19 protein-coding genes, 3 pseudogenes and 1 CRISPR repeat array are annotated in these 17,836 nt (G+C 38.0%); of the genes and pseudogenes, 13 read left to right on the top strand and 9 right to left on the bottom strand.

What is annotated here, in order from left to right; genetic code table 11:
* Positions 1-11: 11 nt before the first annotated feature.
* From C2869_RS19635 to C2869_RS19625, 3 genes and pseudogenes are all read right to left on the bottom strand, one after another.
* Entirely contained in the window at positions 12-992 is a 981-nt protein-coding gene (locus C2869_RS19635) for a carbohydrate porin (RefSeq protein WP_108604534.1), read from the bottom strand.
* 340 nt (positions 993-1,332) lie between these two features.
* Positions 1,333-1,452: pseudogene (locus C2869_RS22895) on the bottom strand (ACP phosphodiesterase); the annotation flags it as partial.
* 11 nt (positions 1,453-1,463) lie between these two features.
* Positions 1,464-1,820: a winged helix-turn-helix transcriptional regulator gene (locus tag C2869_RS19625; protein ID WP_085286222.1), complete on the bottom strand. Its 357-nt coding sequence runs from the start codon at positions 1,818-1,820 to the stop codon at positions 1,464-1,466.
* Between the two features lie 144 nt (positions 1,821-1,964).
* Here C2869_RS19625 and C2869_RS19620 point away from each other — a divergent pair, with 144 nt between their 5' ends.
* From C2869_RS19620 to C2869_RS19600, 4 genes are all read left to right on the top strand, one after another.
* Entirely contained in the window at positions 1,965-2,561 is a 597-nt protein-coding gene (locus tag C2869_RS19620) for an NAD(P)H-dependent oxidoreductase (RefSeq protein ID WP_108604533.1), read from the top strand.
* Between the two features lie 9 nt (positions 2,562-2,570).
* Positions 2,571-3,125 carry a peroxiredoxin-like family protein gene (locus C2869_RS19615; protein ID WP_108604532.1) on the top strand — a complete coding sequence of 185 codons (555 nt, stop codon included), beginning with the start codon at positions 2,571-2,573 and terminating at the stop codon, positions 3,123-3,125.
* Positions 3,126-3,293: 168 nt separating this feature from the next.
* Positions 3,294-3,848, top strand: a complete 555-nt coding sequence (locus tag C2869_RS19605; RefSeq protein WP_108604531.1) for a carboxymuconolactone decarboxylase family protein — start codon at positions 3,294-3,296, stop codon at positions 3,846-3,848.
* Positions 3,849-4,142: 294 nt separating this feature from the next.
* The gene (locus tag C2869_RS19600; RefSeq protein WP_108604530.1) at positions 4,143-4,727 is read left to right on the top strand and encodes an Arm DNA-binding domain-containing protein; all 585 of its coding nucleotides are present in this window, start codon (positions 4,143-4,145) and stop codon (positions 4,725-4,727) included.
* 82 nt (positions 4,728-4,809) lie between these two features.
* Here the strand turns inward: C2869_RS19600 and C2869_RS19595 are convergent.
* The 4 genes and pseudogenes from C2869_RS19595 to C2869_RS19580 form a co-directional block, all read right to left on the bottom strand.
* A pseudogene (locus C2869_RS19595) lies at positions 4,810-5,025 on the bottom strand (integrase core domain-containing protein); the annotation flags it as partial.
* A gap of 18 nt (positions 5,026-5,043) precedes the next feature.
* On the bottom strand, positions 5,044-6,096 hold the full coding sequence (locus tag C2869_RS19590; protein WP_108604529.1) for an IS110 family RNA-guided transposase: 1,053 nt from the start codon (positions 6,094-6,096) through the stop codon (positions 5,044-5,046).
* Positions 6,097-6,289: 193 nt separating this feature from the next.
* Positions 6,290-7,269 (bottom strand): annotated as a pseudogene (locus C2869_RS19585) (IS3 family transposase); the annotation flags it as partial.
* Between the two features lie 339 nt (positions 7,270-7,608).
* Positions 7,609-8,715: a hypothetical protein gene (locus C2869_RS19580; protein WP_108604528.1), complete on the bottom strand. Its 1,107-nt coding sequence runs from the start codon at positions 8,713-8,715 to the stop codon at positions 7,609-7,611.
* A 77-nt stretch (positions 8,716-8,792) separates the two neighbouring features.
* Between C2869_RS19580 and C2869_RS22715 the strand changes: the two genes are divergently transcribed.
* Positions 8,793-8,933 carry a hypothetical protein gene (locus tag C2869_RS22715; RefSeq protein ID WP_199915598.1) on the top strand — a complete coding sequence of 47 codons (141 nt, stop codon included), beginning with the start codon at positions 8,793-8,795 and terminating at the stop codon, positions 8,931-8,933.
* Positions 8,930-9,064 (top strand): hypothetical protein, encoded by a 135-nt coding sequence (locus tag C2869_RS23005; protein ID WP_268958765.1) that lies wholly within the window; start codon positions 8,930-8,932, stop codon positions 9,062-9,064. The genes C2869_RS22715 and C2869_RS23005 overlap by 4 nt, the downstream gene beginning before the upstream one ends.
* 508 nt (positions 9,065-9,572) lie before the next feature.
* Here the strand turns inward: C2869_RS23005 and C2869_RS19575 are convergent.
* Both C2869_RS19575 and C2869_RS19570 read right to left on the bottom strand, forming a co-directional pair.
* Positions 9,573-10,034: a hypothetical protein gene (locus C2869_RS19575; RefSeq protein ID WP_159084246.1), complete on the bottom strand. Its 462-nt coding sequence runs from the start codon at positions 10,032-10,034 to the stop codon at positions 9,573-9,575.
* A 29-nt stretch (positions 10,035-10,063) separates the two neighbouring features.
* Complete coding sequence (locus tag C2869_RS19570; protein WP_108604526.1) at positions 10,064-10,489, bottom strand: hypothetical protein; 426 nt, start codon at positions 10,487-10,489, stop codon at positions 10,064-10,066.
* A gap of 140 nt (positions 10,490-10,629) precedes the next feature.
* On the opposite strand from C2869_RS19570, the gene C2869_RS19565 reads away from it, so the two are divergent.
* From C2869_RS19565 to C2869_RS19535, 7 genes are all read left to right on the top strand, one after another.
* On the top strand, positions 10,630-12,069 hold the full coding sequence (locus C2869_RS19565; protein WP_159084245.1) for a zinc ribbon domain-containing protein: 1,440 nt from the start codon (positions 10,630-10,632) through the stop codon (positions 12,067-12,069).
* 343 nt (positions 12,070-12,412) lie between these two features.
* Positions 12,413-12,801: a CRISPR direct-repeat array (repeat unit 29 nt; unit sequence AGTTCACGGTTACGTAGGTGATATGGAAG).
* 185 nt (positions 12,802-12,986) lie between these two features.
* Positions 12,987-13,727 carry a hypothetical protein gene (locus C2869_RS19560; protein WP_108604524.1) on the top strand — a complete coding sequence of 247 codons (741 nt, stop codon included), beginning with the start codon at positions 12,987-12,989 and terminating at the stop codon, positions 13,725-13,727.
* A 122-nt stretch (positions 13,728-13,849) separates the two neighbouring features.
* Entirely contained in the window at positions 13,850-14,050 is a 201-nt protein-coding gene (locus tag C2869_RS19555; RefSeq protein ID WP_108604523.1) for a helix-turn-helix transcriptional regulator, read from the top strand.
* Positions 14,037-15,110, top strand: a complete 1,074-nt coding sequence (locus C2869_RS19550) for a replication initiation factor domain-containing protein (protein ID WP_108604522.1) — start codon at positions 14,037-14,039, stop codon at positions 15,108-15,110. The genes C2869_RS19555 and C2869_RS19550 overlap by 14 nt, the downstream gene beginning before the upstream one ends.
* A 103-nt stretch (positions 15,111-15,213) precedes the next feature.
* Positions 15,214-16,407: a tyrosine-type recombinase/integrase gene (locus C2869_RS19545; protein WP_108604521.1), complete on the top strand. Its 1,194-nt coding sequence runs from the start codon at positions 15,214-15,216 to the stop codon at positions 16,405-16,407.
* Between the two features lie 84 nt (positions 16,408-16,491).
* Positions 16,492-16,788 carry a hypothetical protein gene (locus tag C2869_RS19540; RefSeq protein WP_108604520.1) on the top strand — a complete coding sequence of 99 codons (297 nt, stop codon included), beginning with the start codon at positions 16,492-16,494 and terminating at the stop codon, positions 16,786-16,788.
* Between the two features lie 212 nt (positions 16,789-17,000).
* Positions 17,001-17,711 carry a helix-turn-helix transcriptional regulator gene (locus tag C2869_RS19535; RefSeq protein ID WP_108604519.1) on the top strand — a complete coding sequence of 237 codons (711 nt, stop codon included), beginning with the start codon at positions 17,001-17,003 and terminating at the stop codon, positions 17,709-17,711.
* Positions 17,712-17,836 lie beyond the last annotated feature (125 nt).

The raw sequence follows: 17,836 nt of genomic DNA, 5'->3' as shown, positions 1-17,836 counted from the left end.
ACAGATTGGGTTTAAAAAGTGATATTGCTTCGCAGTGTCAATACCTTGTGGCTAGACTGATCGGCCAATTTGATCCATTGTAGATCTGGGGTGATTTTAAGGTACTGATTAATGGGGAGGTGGATAAAAAATTCAACAACCGACTCTTTATCGTTTTCTAGTTTAGCTTGCGTATATCCTGCCCCTAAAGATATATTGCTATCAAACACATTATCATACTGCACCCCCGCACCTAGGTGACTGTGAGCTATGTTAATTGAGTCTTTGTCATTGTTAGCGAGCATAACAAAAGCCGACAATTTTCTAGCCATTTGCCAATCCACTACTGCATAAGCTCCTTTTAGTGATCTTGTATCATCTGGTGCTTGCCAAATACCCAAGCGCATGGTTACGCTATTCATGGGTAAAGTGAGTTGCACAATCTGCTGTAGCTGGTCAAAACGTTGACTTTCTTGGTTATGTATTTTGAAAACGCCAGCGCTGATCCCTAAGTTATCTGTTTGATAATTTGCAACTAAGCCCAATTGAGTATCAGGGTAGGAAGATAAGCCATTAATGCTTGGACTAAATCCCATAGATGAGTTTAAAAACAGTCCGCCATGATCAGTAAACGCAAAGTGATCATTGGCTTCAATCTGGCCGAGTAATATTTGCCAGTTTTCTTGCGGTTTAAAGCCGATTAATGCTTGGTAAAGACTTATCTGGTCACTAGCATCAATATTATCAAAGCCTTGCCAATCACCTAATAACTCACTGCCATTGTCACCTGTATAAGCGATAAGACTGCCACTTAGCCAAATATTTTCAGACTGATTTAACGCCCACTCGGAACTCACAACAGCGAGACCACGTAGCGGCTGAGTATTAATATTATCGATGACTGAATAATCAACAAAGATATCGAATGCGACAGGTAATGTTTGCGTCTGCGCGTTATTAAATAATAAACAACCCGCTAATAAGCTGGTTATGAAACAGGATTTTATTGTCACTTAGATTAACCCCAATCTCAAAAAATTACCGAACAGGTAACAAGATATTCAGATTTAATCGCTTAAGCGAGTGCTGTCAGCTGTCTGGCCTTTGCGACCGTTTATTTGAGTGTAGCTTGGTTTGAAATATTTGTGTTAATACAAAATATGTTTATTTATTAGGATGAAAGGTAGTGCTTATCGTGATGATAAGCTGTGCTGGGGTTGTGATTTTATCAATGAAATTGACATGGTAACTTTTCATTTTGTTTTTCACTTATTCACAGATGTAGCCAGTAATGTTCTAGTTTGTGTAGGCGGCTATTTGTCTGGTTTATTGAGAAAGTGTCATGTATCTAGCACCATTGCGCAGTGATCGGTTACGCTTTACATACCTTTTACCACCAAAATCGCCAAGAAGATTACCAAAATGAGAATTTGCATTGGGTTGTGCTAAGTAAAGGTGAGCTAAATAATCCAAAGTCGTTATCGCTATATTTGATGGGATTCTGACCAAATCCTGAGTTCATCTAAGATATTCAGTGCAGTTTTACCGAAATCGGTTAGCTCATAAGTTACAGCAACAGGTCTATCACTTATCACTTTTCTGAGTACCATCCCTTCACTTTCTAGTTCTTTTAGGCGTTGGTCGACCATTTTTTTGCTGGCACCGCCAAGCATACGGGTTAGGTCATTAAACCTTACAGGTTCATCTTTAAGGTGATAAATAATGGAGCCTTTCCACTTTCCGCCAATTAAACGCATGCCTTTTTCAATAGCGCAGGGTTCAGTGCATGCATTCAAAACTTTTTTTCTACCTTTACTATCTGTTTTTACGACACTTTCCATCAATCCTCCTTATAAAAATAGTAGGTTACTAAAAGTATACTAATTGATAACTTAAATCAGGTAACTAAAATATACCATAAATAGGTTGAATTAGAGAATGTTTCTCTTATTTATTTTTGCTGAAATTTAATTTGGAGTTGTTTTATGAGCGCTACTGATTCGAAGAACGTGTTAATTATTAATGCCCACCAGTATTACCCATTTTCCGAAGGCAAGCTAAATGCAGCCTTAATTGATAAAGCAATAACACTGCTTGAGAGTAAAGGTTATAACACTCGCGTCGTAACAATGAGTGATGAGTACGATGTAGAAGAGCAATTAGAACATCATCAATGGGCAGACATTGTATTCCTGCAATCGCCCAGTAACTGGATGGGTGTGCCTTGGTCATTTAAGAAGTATATGGATGAAGTTTATACCGCTGGTATGGGAGGAGCGTTATGTGTTGGTGACGGCCGTACAAAAGAGGCACCAAAGAAAAACTATGGTATGGGCGGCACGTTAACTAAAACCAAATATATGATGTCTCTTACTTTTAATGCACCGGAAGAAGCATTTAACGATGAAGGTGAATTTTTTGATGGCAAATCAATCGACGACTTAATGTTCCCTATGCATATGAACTTCAAGTTCTTTGGGATGAAACCAATGGAAACATTTGCCTGTTTCGATGTTATGAAGAATGCCGATGTAGAAAATGACTTCAAACGATTTGAAGCGCACATTAACAAACATTTTTAAGGAACAGTCATGAGCGTTGAATATACCAATAAATTGCATGCAGGTGCTGACTTTCCAAATATCGAAGCCAAACTTTTGAATGGCGATATTAAAAAGTTGTCTGTTCCTGAAAATGGTTTGGATTGGAAGATGGTCATTGTTTACAGAGGTCAGCACTGCCCGCTTTGTACCCGCTACTTAAACCAGTTAGAAAATGCGAAAAGCTTACTGGCTCAAACAGGCGTAGATTTGATCGCCGTTTCCGGAGACAGTAAAAAACAACTAGAAAGTCATATGGAAAGACTTGATGTTAGTTTCCCTATCGCCTACGGCCTTACTACTGAACAAATGGAAGAGCTTGGCTTGTATATATCAGCCCCTAGATCGCCTGAAGAAACAGATCATCCATTTGCTGAGCCGGGATTATTTGTCGTTAACAGTGAAGGTAAAGTGCACGTTGCAGATATTTCAAACAACCCGTTTATAAGACCAGAACTTCAGTCATTAATAAACGGCTTAGGTTGGATACGCAATCCTGATAACAATTACCCTATTCGCGGAACGCTAAGCAAGCAATGCCTGTAATAACTCATACGCTGAAGAAGTGAAGTTAATCGAATAGCACTGGCATCAAAGAGGAGTACATGGCGTACCATTATTTATTTTTAATGGCGAACAGGCCCTTTCAGGTGCACAAGAAGCAGAAATTTTTGAACGTTTACTCAATCAATATTTAAATAGAGACTATTAATTATGTTTACTTACTATGAGCTGGATACGGCACCAGAAGAATCGAAACCATTGATGGAGCAATCTTTAGCTGGCTTTGGCATGATCCCAAACCTCCACAAGATTTTAGCTGAAGCGCCAGCAACATATAAAGCGTATAACCAAACCTTTACAAGCTTCATGAAAGAAACAGCGTTTAGCCCAGTTGAGCAACAAGTTGTTTTTATGACGTCAAACTTTGAGAATAATTGCCACTATTGTGTTCCGGGCCATACATGGATGATGAAGTCATCTAAAATGCCAGACGATGTTATTGAAGCTTTGAGAAATGGCACTAATCTGCCAGACGCAAAACTTCAAGCGCTTCATGATTTCACAAAAGCCTTATTAGACAACCGAGGTCATATTGGTGACGATAAGTTAAATGAGTTTTTGAATGCGGGATATACTAAGCGCCAAGCTTTGGAAGTGCTCACCGGACTGGCATCAAAACTAATCTCAAACTTCACAAACGCATTAACACATACAAAAGTGGACGATGCTATGAAGTCTTATGTTTGGGAAAAGCCGGAGAAATAGTATGTCACTAGAAAATCATCCAATGTGGCGATTGCCAAAGCATGATGTTTTTAAGAAATCATGGATCTCATCTGCTTTTGCCATCTCATGAAGCTATAAAATAGTTTCAAACAGGTTAGAGTTTAAAAAGTAGTGTTTATGAACGCTAGAAATATGAACAGTGTAAGGAAAATGGTGGCCCCACCTGTTCGGTTTTTAGCGGTTAAATGCGGGCTATAGGCCGATTTTATCCCCGTTTTTAATGCAAATAGCACCTTTTTTTACACTTTTGGTCAGTGTAAAAAAGGTGTAAATATGAATTTTGACTCAACATTTTCGTTCACTCAAAAACGAATTAACGCAATTAAAGCAGACAATAAGTCTCGGACTTATTCAGATAAGAAACAACCTAATTTAAAGTTAACGGTTACGGAAAAAGGAACCAAGACTTACTTCGCTCGATTTAAAGTGTCGAGCAAAAGCCACAACATCAGGGTAGGGGATGCTTCGAGCATGTCATTGGACGATGCAAGAAGTAGGGTTGTTGAGTTATTGAATAGCTATCGTCTGCAAGCACATTCCGCCCTCGATTCGTTAACCAATAATAGACAGCTACGATTAAATGATATTTTTGAGTTGTATAAAATAGGGGAATTAGATTATCGAAATACCATTGCAGGTCGCACACACGGTCTTGAAATCGCTTATCGAAAGCATGTTCAACCGGTATTGGGAGATGTGTTAATTGAAGAATTATCCAAGAAATTTGTCAGAGTGTTTTTCAAAGAGCTAGAGTGTAAAGGCTATTGTATTCATAACAAATGTTTGAGTGTGCTACGCGAATGCCTCTGTCGAGAGCCAACAGCAAGTTGTTTCAGATGTAGTTGCATGCATGGATGAGGCTTGCAAAGAGCTGCTTGGTGATTCGGTGAAAATTCGCACTGATGTGAGTATTTATAACTCTATTGATGGTTTGTAGTGGTCAAGTTAAATTGGCCACGGTTTTATAGTTTAGCCAGTACCTTTTTTCTGACTCGTTTGGTGTCAAACCGCCATTATGCTGATGCGGCCTAACTTGGCTGTAATAGCCAATAATATATTTCGTGATATCTATCTTAGCTTCGTTAAAACTCTGATAGCCTATAGTGGGTATCCATTCCGTCTTTAAACTTCTAAAAAATCGTTCCATTGGTGCGTTGACGCTCCTATGTCAAGGTCAGCTTAACTTAGAAAGGTCTGATACGATAATTGGATATAGCTCTCTAGCTATATAACGCTTCAAGCAACGCTGAATTTCTTTATTTGATTTCCCTTCTGACGAACGTTTTTCTACGTATTTCCTTGTTCTAAAGTCACTTCTCATTCTTATCAAGGCCACTGTCCATAAGGCATTGTTGGCATCTCTAGCTCCTCCACGATTAAGCCTGTGGCGTTGTTTTTTACCAGATGAGGCATCCAATGGACTAACGCCACATAAAGCAGCAAACGATGATTCTTTTCTTAGACGCTCAGGGTTATCACCGGCAGCTACAAGCAAAGTAGCGGCAACATAACTCCCCACTCCGTATTGTTCTAAAAGACTGCTAGCAGCCGAAGAAGTTAATTTTTTTAACTGTTTGTCTATAGTTTTTAATTCTTCAGCTAACGCCTCCCAACGCAGTGATAATAGGTTTAGCATTGATATTAGTGTGTCTTCCAGTAAGTTATCTGGCTCAGCTTCAAGCTCTTTACACGCTGATACACATTGATAGCTGGAAGGCAGGTAGCATTTTTCACGAATTTGTTCAGGAGCCGTTACAAGCAAAGCTCGTATTTGATTGATGGCCTGTGTTTTAGCTTTGACTGAACTTTTTCGCGCTACAACTAAATACCGCATGGCTTCAACGATACCATCGTGAGACTTGGGTATTGCCGTAGATTCTTTGGATAATACAGAGCGAGCTGCATTTTCAGCATCTGTAGGATCTGATTTCCCTCTTAGCCGACGGATTGCTCTATTAGGTCTGTTTACTTCAAAGACTTCAATTTGTCGCTCTTGCAAAAACTTACACAATCCAGCGCCATAAGTTCCTGTTCCTTCTAAACCAGCTTGTTTTACTGAACCAAACGATTTGCACCAGTTGTACAATTTTTCATATCCACTAGAATTTACTTTAAAATCATTAGTATCAATGACTTGTCCAATGCTATTTACAAGCACAGCAACATGGTTATCAAGATGAGTATCAACGCCTAACGTTAAAAAATTGGTAGTTTTATTAGTATTCATATCTGTCAGCCCTCATAGTTTCAGCAACAGGACTGGACACAGATGATGCAACACAATGCTCCTATTAGGTCACTGGTACTGAATATTATGAAATTACTGACGAATGAAGATCGACAGGTCAACACAAAGATACTAGATCAATCCCAGCACGGGTCAAATCATCATTGTCAGTAAGACTAAGTATATTCTCTATGTCCCAGCAATTACCGCGACGACTCATGCTTTGTGTTATCTGGTAACGCCATAGTCGTTGCCTGAATTTACGACTTGTATAATGACTACCTTGGTCACTATGAAACATCACGTTATCAGGTCTACCGCGCAGCTCGTATGCCATCGTTAGTGCTTTAACAGTTAATTCACTATCTGGTGAATGTGACATTGCCCAACCAACCGGTTTACGGGAAAATAAGTCAATCACTACCGCTAAATATGCCCAACGATTGTCCGCCCAAATATAAGTCACATCGCCACACCAAACTTGATTTGGCTTAGCCACATCAAACTTGCGATCAAGCAAATTGGGGATTGCCACGTGCTCTTTTGTCGCTTTTTTATAAGCATGTTGAGGCTGCTGGCAACTCACTAAATTAAGCTTTTTCATTAAGTTACCAGCCCGATAGCGGCTCAAGGTTACGTCACTTTCATCTTGAGTTATGATTTCGCTTATCGTTCTTGCACCTGCGGAGCCACCGCTTAACTCATGAGCATTCTCAACCTTCTTTAGTAATACTTGATACTCAAGTGACGGTGACTTATCTCGTTTTAACCAATATTTATAACTACTGCGATGAACATTAAATACATCGCACAATATTTTAATCGGATATTTGGCTTTATGGCTCTGATTGAGTTTTTCGATTAATTCGAATTGTTCAGTGAGTCCGACATCAACAGAGCCGTAGCCTTTTTTAGAATTTCCTTTTCTAATTCAATGCGCTCAATCCGTTTCTTGAGTTCACGGATCTCAATTTGCTCTGGGGTCATTGGTGACGCTTTCGGGGCGTTACCTTGGCGTTCTTCTTTTAACTGTTTAACCCATTTACCAATTGTCGAATAACCCACATTCATGGCCTTGGCTGCTTCTTCATGGGTATAACCATGTTCAAGCACCAATTGAGCCGTTTCTAATCTAAATTCTGGACTGAAATTTTTACGTGACTTCTTAGCCATTATCTTCATCTAATACTGCTATGAACAAATCATAACATCCTCTAATTAGGTGGCCAAAATCACTATGCCACTACAGTTATAAAGATACTAGAGGTGAAGAAATGTTGAGCCAGATTAACGCATATCTAGCTGGTAATAGTTAATGTAACTAGTGTGGTAGCCTAGTCTGCTTGAATTAATACGCTGTTATACTCGACTATTTTGGATGTTTGAAAGTGTCTATAGATAGCTTATAGCTTGATGGCGCTTGGAACACTCGAGTATGTCGAGTATCTACAGAACGTTATTGTAGGGATAATATATTGTGTAACCGAGATATAGAGGTTTTAATGGCTGTACCTAGGGACTCAGCTTCGTATCGGCATTGAAGCGTTTATATCGCTTAGAAACCAGTGTTTTGTATTTCGGATATTCTGAAAACTCTCGCTCAATTTGTGTTGGTGATATCCCCGAGCTTAGTAACTCCTTCTGCATATATGTAAATAAATTTATTAGTAGATATGGGGCGAGCCAGATTCCTAGGTCGTTTTCAGAATAGGGAGTCCGTAGTATTGCTAAGTATTTCTTAACGTCGTCATATGAAAACAATACCTGGGCATTCTCCCATCGTTGAAAACGTTTTTTGATGGCATCAATGTCCGGGTCAATCAATTCTAATTCACATAGGTCTTTAGACGGGTTTAAGGTTAGATCAACTATCTGTTTGCGTAAAATATCTCTGTAGAATTGGTTTTTTGTAATTCTATTTTTACTGTAATTCTCTTCAGCCCAGCCTTGTAAGATGAGTTCCAAAAAACGTCTTGAGGAGAATTGTAATTTGGAAGATCCGCTTCTTATTTTTGTATAAGGCAATGAATAGCTTAAGAACGAGATATTTTTAGATTCAAGTTCCAGCTCAAGATAAAGCTCGATCATTGCTCCCCAGTACATAGTTAATTTGATCAAATAACTGGCACCTTGTTGAGGTGTTGGATTGGGGTTATCAAATGAGGTTACTAAGAGCCAATCCTTCAAAAATTTTTGTAAATAAGTAAAGTCTTTTTCTTTGAGTAGGTGCCTAATTGCCAATTGCTCTAGTTCACAGTGCGCTTCGATAAATTGTTTGTATTTGTCCGCTTGATGAGTGTTGTGAGCTTTTAAACCCGCAACCATCGCCTTGATTAATAGCCAACTGCCAACTTCTGGTAATTCGCTATCTTTAATGTTCGGTATCTGTAGATTTAATTTGCCTATATCTAAGTAACTTTCCAAATCGATTTCGTCTAATGCACCAGATCGAATCTTTCGAAAAATTTGCTCATCGTGAGAAATGTTAGGGTTGGATTTGGAGATACGCGCAACTTTTACCATAGCGTCTGAATCTGAGGTGGCTAGGTTAGACGCTATAAAAAGTAGTTTGGGTAGTTGATTAAACAACAACCCTGTTTGTAGCTTTGGATCAAGCATGTTTCAGTGAAATGTCCCTTTTTTCTGGATGCTATTAAACCAGAATACCCCTCAAGCAACAATGAAGGAGATGCTAAATGGAGAAAATTAAACCTCAAGATAACTCGTCAAACATGAAAAATGCCAATTTAGGAACCAAAGGGACGAATAGGCAATATGACCAAGTGCAGGGTAATCGTGGTAAACAAATTCAACAACAAAGAAGGAAAAAGCAATGAGTCGTACACCGAATGATGATAGAAGCGATAGTATGAATCCTAACAACGATGCTTATTGGGATAGCTTGGATAATCATGCAAATCAATTAAACCCTAATAATGAAGAGTATCAAGGGGAGGAAACTGAGTAATCGCTAAACTGCAGGGTAAGAGCTTGATATATTTCCACTAAAATTTACACGAGTTTTATTACGATGTTTGATTACCTGTTAAATGTGGCGACTAAACATGGTCAGATATACAGGAAAGCTATGTGGTCCTAGCTGACCATGGTTGGAATAGGAGACTTATTCGGTAAAATAGGAAATTGTGAGTAGTTACTTACCTACCATTCCGCTTATTTAGTGGGAATGGTGGCCCCACCTGAACTTGATATAATTATTTAAGCTTTTGATTTATATGTTGTTTTGTTATTTATTTTGTTTTCGTTGGTACTTATGTTGGTACATAGTTTAACGGGTAGGTTAAAAATACTTCCTATGATATTTAGAGCTAAATTTCTTTAAGTAATGATAAATTGATCTAACAAAATCATTCAATACAATCAGTTTATCGTAATTGATTCGTATAAATTAGCTTTTGTTTAGCTAAACCCATGCTTAGTGATAGTTATTATTAAAGTCAGGTTGTATTACATTATCACTCTAGCTCAAAAACAAAACACTTAACGGACAAATCAGGTAAAACCTCAGCATATCCTCGGGTGATATTACCTTTACCATCATATCGCTCGAATAACACCAATGAATCGCTGCTAAGATGTGCTGAAAAACGTTTCCATTTATCATTCAAAAAACCAAACGGCAGTTTAGGGCAGGCCTTTAGTGGGTCTTCAACTAAATGGTTTCTTTCTATTTCCTTGATGCTATATGTTGAGAAAAAGCAGTTTTTAACAGGTGGTGGAACAGGTTTTTTCTTTGGTTTAAATTTGCTTTTTATCTCGGCGGCCACCAGCATAATGGCGAAGGGTAACCAAAGTATAGATACGCCAATGACGACAATAACAATAATTGCAGCATAGTAACCAAAACTGTCTACTACGTTTTCTTCAAAAATAAACAAGCTGATGCCAAGCACAAAACCGATAGCTAAATAAATCAAACAGTAATCAAGCCAACTGAACTCCCACATTATTCGTAATCCTTGTCTGATTCATATTGCTTAATAACTTTGCCTTGCTTAACTACTATTTTTAGATAATTTGCGTATTTATGCACGGGGCCAAATTTCCTAGAGCCGTCGTAAACTATTTCGCCCAATGGAACTGATAATGTTCCCGTATACCAATGCGCAAAAACTCTATCTGCATAGCTTGGAAATATTGAGTTCAATCCGAATTCTGTATCGTGAGAGAAGCCTTTGGATAAATAGATTAAATAAAGATGACTGTCGACGATCTCCCAAGTCGCGAAATAACTACGAAAAGCCATGGCTGTGCAGTCAATGTCATTTTCAATTGTTATATCCATTAGCGATAAATATGACTCCAATGGAAATGAATGAAGAGGGAGCTTATTGCCATCTATTTTAATGCGATCTGTTACTTGAAAAGTCATAATTCCTTTTAAAATCCATTTGCTCTATTCGAATAAAATTAGGGCTAGGTTCATTTGTTAGTGATTTGAATAACTCAGAATGCTAGCTAAGATTAAATTTATTTGCACTTGCTATTATTTTAATAATCTTCGTTATGAGAATGATCAAAACATTTAAGACCGCGGTTTTCAATGTTAAGTTTAGTAAGAGAAAAGGAAATATAATAGATACACAGATGCGTTTAGCCGAAAACGCATTCTATGATGTTATAGAACGGCTGGCACATCATGTTGAGCCCCTTATTAAGCTAAATAAAGAACAAAGAAAGGACATGTTAACACGGCTTAAAAAAGAGGCTAGTCAACTTATAAAACCACATCCTTTATCCAACGCCTCTAAATCAGGTGTCGTCGCAGATGCAATCGCACAGATTAGTTCAACTGTTGAGCTTCGTTTAACGGGGCAAGATGCAAAATTACCCACACGAAACAATAGAGACATCGACACTTATGATATTGGAATGGATATGTTAGTTGGTTCGTTAGATCTTGAATCTCAAGATTTGGCTAAGCAATTAATATATTCAAAGCCTTATGATGGTATGCCAAGACCTTTACTATGGCTTAGGACTCGGCCATCGGATGGGGCTATGTTGTTGAGAGATGGTTTAGGCAGATATTTTGTTTATATTAACAGTCATAGTTCTAAGTCGAAGTTTTCGAAAGCAAAAGTTGTTATTAATGATTTGGTGAATGTTCGAACAGGGGAAACCGAAAACTTCTCTAGTTCCACTGGTTTATTGTTGCCCATACAACTCTCTAAGTGGCATCAATCTGAATTTTTGGCTAAAGGTAAACCTAAATCTTATCGATTAATAAAAAAAGCAGACGGGTACATATTGGCAGTCACTTTTGAATTTAAAGCTGAAAAAATTGAGCCTGCTACCTATTTGGGGGTAGATCGCGGTATAGACAAAATTGCGGCTTTTGCTGTTACTTCAAAAAAAGAAGTTTTAAAGAAAGATTTTTGTGATGGCAATGAACTAAGAGACTATCAAAAAGAATGTGAGACAAACGCTAGAAAAAAACAAACAAAAGGCAATGCCAAGTATATCCGATGGCGTGGTTACACTGATTTAATAATGCATAAAATTGCAAATGAGATCGTCAATACAGCGCTAAAGTATAGGTCACAAGTAGTTTTGGAAGATTTGACAAATATTGCGAACGGACACCATCACAGGCGAGCTAGGTTTGCACGAAAAACTAATTTCAATAAAGTTTTAAGTCGTCAGCAATATCAAAAATTACAGCATTTATTAAATTATAAGCTGTCCTACGTTGGGCTACCAACACCGCTATTTGTTAGAGCTGCAGGTACATCAATTACTTGCAATAGGTGTGGGAACTATGATTCTAAAAATCGCGACCTAAATGAGCGATCGTTGTTTTTGTGTAAAAGCTGTAATTATCAAGATAACGCTGATGTTAATGCAGCAGTTACAATTTCAATGAAAGGTGAATGGTTGACTACTCAGTTCGATAAAGAACATAAAAAAATGAAAAATAGGTTCTCAGACTGGATCCCTTTACCATCATAGAATGTGGTGCTAAGTTTATTAAATGGGGTTTGGTATATCTTCCGCTCCATTATCTTGGTGTAAAGTGTATGAGCCTATCTTGGCCTTGCTCTACTCTAGGTTAGAAAGTGCTCTCAACCTATAAACAATAGGCGTGTCTTTTGTGAAAGTACATCGTCAGGCGTTGCTCTTAAGCACTGGTTGGCAATTGAGCACATCACTTACAACTTGTTTTACCAAAAAAAATAAGCAAAATTTAAATTATTGATAAATAAGGATGTTTTTTTTCGTTGAATTAAATGGGTATTTTAGCAATATTTTCATTTAAACCCCGCGAACATGGGTTTTAAGAGATTATTTTTATTGTTCACGGTTACGTAGGTGATATGGAAGGGTATCTCAATTAAATGGCCAGCCAAGTAACGGTTCACGGTTACGTAGGTGATATGGAAGGGTATCAGCATGATGTTGCTGTACATCACCCAGTTCACGGTTACGTAGGTGATATGGAAGTTAAGATGCATACCGATACGTTGCAAACACAAGTTCACGGTTACGTAGGTGATATGGAAGATCAGAATAGATGTTATTTTCAGGATCATTAAGTTCACGGTTACGTAGGTGATATGGAAGGGCTAACGGTTCATTGTCGGCTGGGGTATCTAGTTCACGGTTACGTAGGTGATATGGAAGTGACGATGGGCACGATCAGCAATTTCACGTTTGTTCACGGTTACGTAGGTGGTTTGGAAGAAAAAACACGCGGTACTCCGTCTCAAAAACCCAGCCCACGATTACGTAGATTATTTTTAATCTGTTTCAGTTAACCCTTTGTTTATTAAGTGGTTTTTGGTTTTTTTATTCATGTTTTTCTATACAGGTTGTTGAAAGGTATTTAAAATCTTACTAATTTATTCATGAGTAGTAAGGTATAAAAAATGGATGCTCTCAGATTTGTCCCCGATGATTTATCTAAAATAGTAAATGACCGTATTAATCAAATTACTTCCCGTTACGATTCCCTGTCCGAGATTATTGAGCAACTTGATAAAAGTAGTGCTGAGTTTAGGCAGGATATTATACAAGCTTCAAAGGAATGTAAGTTCGAGTATCATAAAATTCAAAAAGATATTCCTGATGAAAAGTTAATTGAGAGTATTCGAACATTTAATCAAAATTTAAATGCTCAAGAAGACATAAACTACTACCAGTTATTAGTAGATGTTCAATTATTTTTTGCTTATTTAGGTTGCGAAACTGTTGGCGACAGTCTCCATTCTGCTGTTGTATGTGAAAGCATAAAAAAGATCTTCGAAGAAGAAAAACAAAAAAAAGTTTTTGCGCTTAAGCTGGCGGAGGAGATTAAAGCAGCTATTAGCAAGCAAGGTAAGAACAATGTAAATAAAAAGCATAAGGTTATCGATGAGGTAATATCTAAAGTTATAAGCCAATGGCTTAGTGAAGGAAAACCAGCCATTTTTAACTTTGTTCAAGAAAACTATAAAGCTTTTTATGATGCTAGCCAAAAGTTAGGTGGCTATATATCTGATGAGGCTAAAATGCATAGTGAAATGTCTAGGTGGTTGGAATCATTCGAAAAGCTATTGAATAACAAATGTGTGCATAAACCTAGAGCTATTTTGGTAAAGCTAGCGAAAGAAAACAAAGAAAATTCATAGAAAACTATGCGGAGAGGTCGTACTCCGCATCCTACGACCTCTCCGCAGATGCTAAAACCTCCACGATCGATTCAAATAGCAACCGTTCAATTTCGAACCAACAATGAATAGGTGCTATTTGCATGACAAATATTAATGTAATAGATCGCTTCGTCCGCGAAGCTGAATGTAAAACAATTACTGGGTTATCACGAACCCGTCGCTGGGAATTAGAGCAAGTTGGTAAATTCCCAAAACGTATCAAACTGGGTGAAAGGGCTGTTGCTTGGCGACTATCTGATCTGATGAATTGGATTGAGGAGCGTTCTAATGAAGCAGCTTAATTTAAACTCTAAGATCATAACTAAGCCATTAGCAGTAACAAGTAACGACCAGATCCCTAGTAATAATAGGCGATCAGAGGTGAACGGTACGGATCAATTATCGATCACAGATTGTCACCACTTATCGAGTAACAATATCAAAAGCAGAGTGGATTATTTAACGATTCAATACAAACCGAGTAATAAGCAAGAGTTTGAACTACTTCTTCATAATGTTACTCAGTTTCTAAGTTATATCGGTATTAAATCAATTCAATCTAAACCTGATGTGAGGTATTTCGATGATGGTATGTTACTTCAAGCTAACGATGAAACTAAAAAGTATTGCGGAAGCTTTAAATGGCGCAATTGTTACTCGGTTTTACAATTGGAGTTGTCGGGAAATGGATGTAGTTATGTTAATACAAGTGAGTACTACTTTTTGCCTTTAGTTAGCATTAGTAAAACGATTAGAACGGAAATTAGGAGAATTGATATTGCCGTTGATTCTTTTTCAAAAACACATGGATTACGCTTTGCTCAACAAGCTTACAGCAGAGGTGATTTCTCTCCAAGTTCGGGTATTAAACCCAAAAAGAGAGTTTACTCAACCCCTTCTGGTAAATCCGTTGTCATAGGCTCTCGTCATTCAAATAAGCAAATTATTTGCTATGAAAAGGGTCGACAGTTAGGTTTTTCCAAAGAGACAGACGAGTATAAACTTTGGGTTCGATTTGAAGTTAAATTACGAAGTCGACAAGGTGCAACGATCCCGTTGGATGCAATACTTCAACCGGATGAGTTTTTTGTTGGGGCCTATCCTAAAGCAAATCGTAAACTAATTACTGGGGTTCAGCCTCGTTCAATTAAGCGAGAGGTATTGAAAACGGTTGATAAAAACTTAACCCAAAAGCTGCAATATGCACGACATCAGGTGGGTAAAACGATATATCGCGCTTCAACGCGAGGTTTGAGTGATGAAATTATTGTCTCAAAAATCATAAGGAGAACAAGCAAAGATAAGTTGGCTTACCCATCGTTTATTTCAGAGGAGGATAAAAAGAATTACCCATTTGATTAATCGTCTTTGATTTGAATACTCGGCCATACCGGTTACGCCGTTTATTCAAACGCAAACTAATCATATCAAAACAAAAATTTAGTTACATTCAGGTATTCATGTTATGCGGACGAAAATCGTAGGGTTGAATCATTCTTCTATTCGAGAAAGCCAACGGCAAACGACTATTTTGCAATTACGCGATCATAAACTCCCAGTCTATTTTCGATATTTTACCAATCGGGAAAAAGGCTCGTTTTATTTAGTTATCAATAAAAACAATCAAACGCATTGGTTAAAGCTAGGTGTTTTTCCGTATTTAACCGCAGCCAATGCAAAAGAAAAAGCAATTAAGCTGCTGGGTGAGGCATCAAACAAGCAACAAGTGGTTGCACAACTGGAGTTTGTAAAGGTAGCAGAATTACTCAACTGGTATCATGATCGCATAGCCGCTAATCAAATGCTGACTCAGCATTCCAAACAAAACCAAGCCATCATCATTAACAAACATCTTTTACCCCTGTTAGGTAGTGTTAATGTTACTGACATCAGTTTGCCTTTAATCGATAAGTTGTTGTATCAACCGCTGCAAACAAAAATCGCGCTTTCCAGTTTAGAAAATATACTGGCTGTTCTCGGAGCTGCGTTTAAACGCGCTAGTAAAGTCGAATTGATCCCGTTTAATCCATTAGCCCAATGTACGCTGGCGGAGTTTACTTCTCAGCGACCGAAAATTAAATCAACCAAGTTCACGCATCAATTGCTGAAAAAACAACTCAAAACCTTGCCAGACCAACCCGTGAGTCAACAAATGTTATTTGTTTTACTATTGGTACATGCCACGAGAATAGGGGAAACGGTATCGGCCAAGTGGGAGCATTTTGATTTTGAGGAAAAATTATGGCGAATTCCCGCCACTCACACCAAAAATAAAAAGGCGCACATATTGCCGTTAGTAGAGCCTGTGAACACATGGCTCAAGCACTATAAAAAACACCAAAATAGCCGCAGACGTTCTCCGTACTTATTTGCTCAGCTATCCAATTCTCGTAAACCGATTAGCGCGAATCAAGGCTCGGCCATGGTATCACGTCTAGCAAACGGTAAATGGTCAGCCCATGACTTACGCAAATTTGCCCGCTCCAGTTGGATGGAGCTTGGTGTAGATTACATGGTAGGGGAGTTTTTACTTAACCATACCTTAAACAAGTTAGATCAAACTTACATTCAAACCATAGCCATGCCGAATTGCCGTTCAGCGCTAGATAATTGGTGCCAGTGGTTACAGGCAAATGGTTTAGCGCCATCAATCAAATAATCATGCTAAACACTATGGCTTGTTTGGCATTGTTTTGCACTATATGATGCGGTCATACGGAAACGTTAAACAAAGGAATTTAAAGTGGATAAACCGTCATTTGAACAAGAGTGTTACCGCCAGTTAGTCAACCTATTCACCCAAACTAAAGCGAACAATACTGATACCTTAGCCAAAGGTAGAGCCGAAGGTTTTCTATTTGCAGGTCAGTTTATGGGGCTTATTTCTGCGAATGAGGGCCAAGCCATCATAGAAAAAGCCCATATGGACGTATTTGGTGTGACTGTCGCCGAGCGCAAAGATAAAAAAGCCAAACTTCGTAAAGCAATAGAAGAAGGTGATGATGCATATTTTGATATGCCAGCCATTCTCAGAAAGTAACGTTAATTTATTTGTATTATTGCGTAAAAACTGTACATAAATACTTAAATCGTAATATATTTTATATAGAGGGGATTTATGGGTAATCAGTTTTGCTGGGCAACAATCTACGTAGGCTAAAATACATTGAAATACTATTACAGTGGGATAGTGTTAATACTAGTAAGCTGATTAAGCACTTTAAAATCAGTCGATCAACAGCTCAAAAAGATATGGAAAAATACAAGCTGATGAACCCAGATTGTTTTGCTTACGATAAATTGGAAAAGGTATTCAAAGCTACAGATAAATTTCGACCACAACTTACATCTGGCAGTATTGAGGAATATCTTTTTTTTACTGACCACAATAATTTTATAGAAGATGTTTCAACTCAACTCTCAATCGAAAAGCTCATTTTACCGTCGAGAAATATTGACCCTTATTTAGTGCGCAAGATTATAAATGCATGTCGTGACCAAGAGCGCTTGGATATTGCTTATTTATCGCTAAAAAGTGGTGATATGGAAGCTAGGATTATCGCTCCTCACACGTTGGTTAACGATGGCTTGCGCTGGCATGTGCGCGCATATTGTGAAAAGAATAAAGCCTTTCGTGACTTTGTATTGTCTCGATTCCATAGTGAAGTTGATGAGTGTGTATACAAAGTAGCTACGCATACTGTCAAAGATGACAATGAATGGAATAAGTGGGTTGAAATTGTTATTCAGCCTGATCCGCGTTTAACCAGTATTCAACGTAAGTGTATAGAAATTGACTATATGATGGAAAACGGAGTGTTGGCTATCCCTTGTCGTGCGGCGTTAATAAAATATTTACTACAACGCCTTAATTTACATGCGTTACATCACCAGCCAGAAGGCCAGCAAATTATTGTTGAGTCTAATTGCTGGCAACAAATAGAGCCATACCGCATCAATTAATACCTGTTTACTTTTACTACAGGTGTATACGTACAGTTATTGTTTAATTCAACTTTTGCCTTTAGCTTACGTTTTAACAACCAAATAAAAACTTACTGTTTTATCGCCAAAACGAACGGAGTTCT

The organism is Saccharobesus litoralis (assembly GCF_003063625.1).
GTDB classification, from domain to species: Bacteria; Pseudomonadota; Gammaproteobacteria; order Enterobacterales; family Alteromonadaceae; genus Saccharobesus; species Saccharobesus litoralis.
Note: the sequence above shows the minus strand (reverse complement) of the source record. Positions and strands in the feature narration are given on the sequence as shown.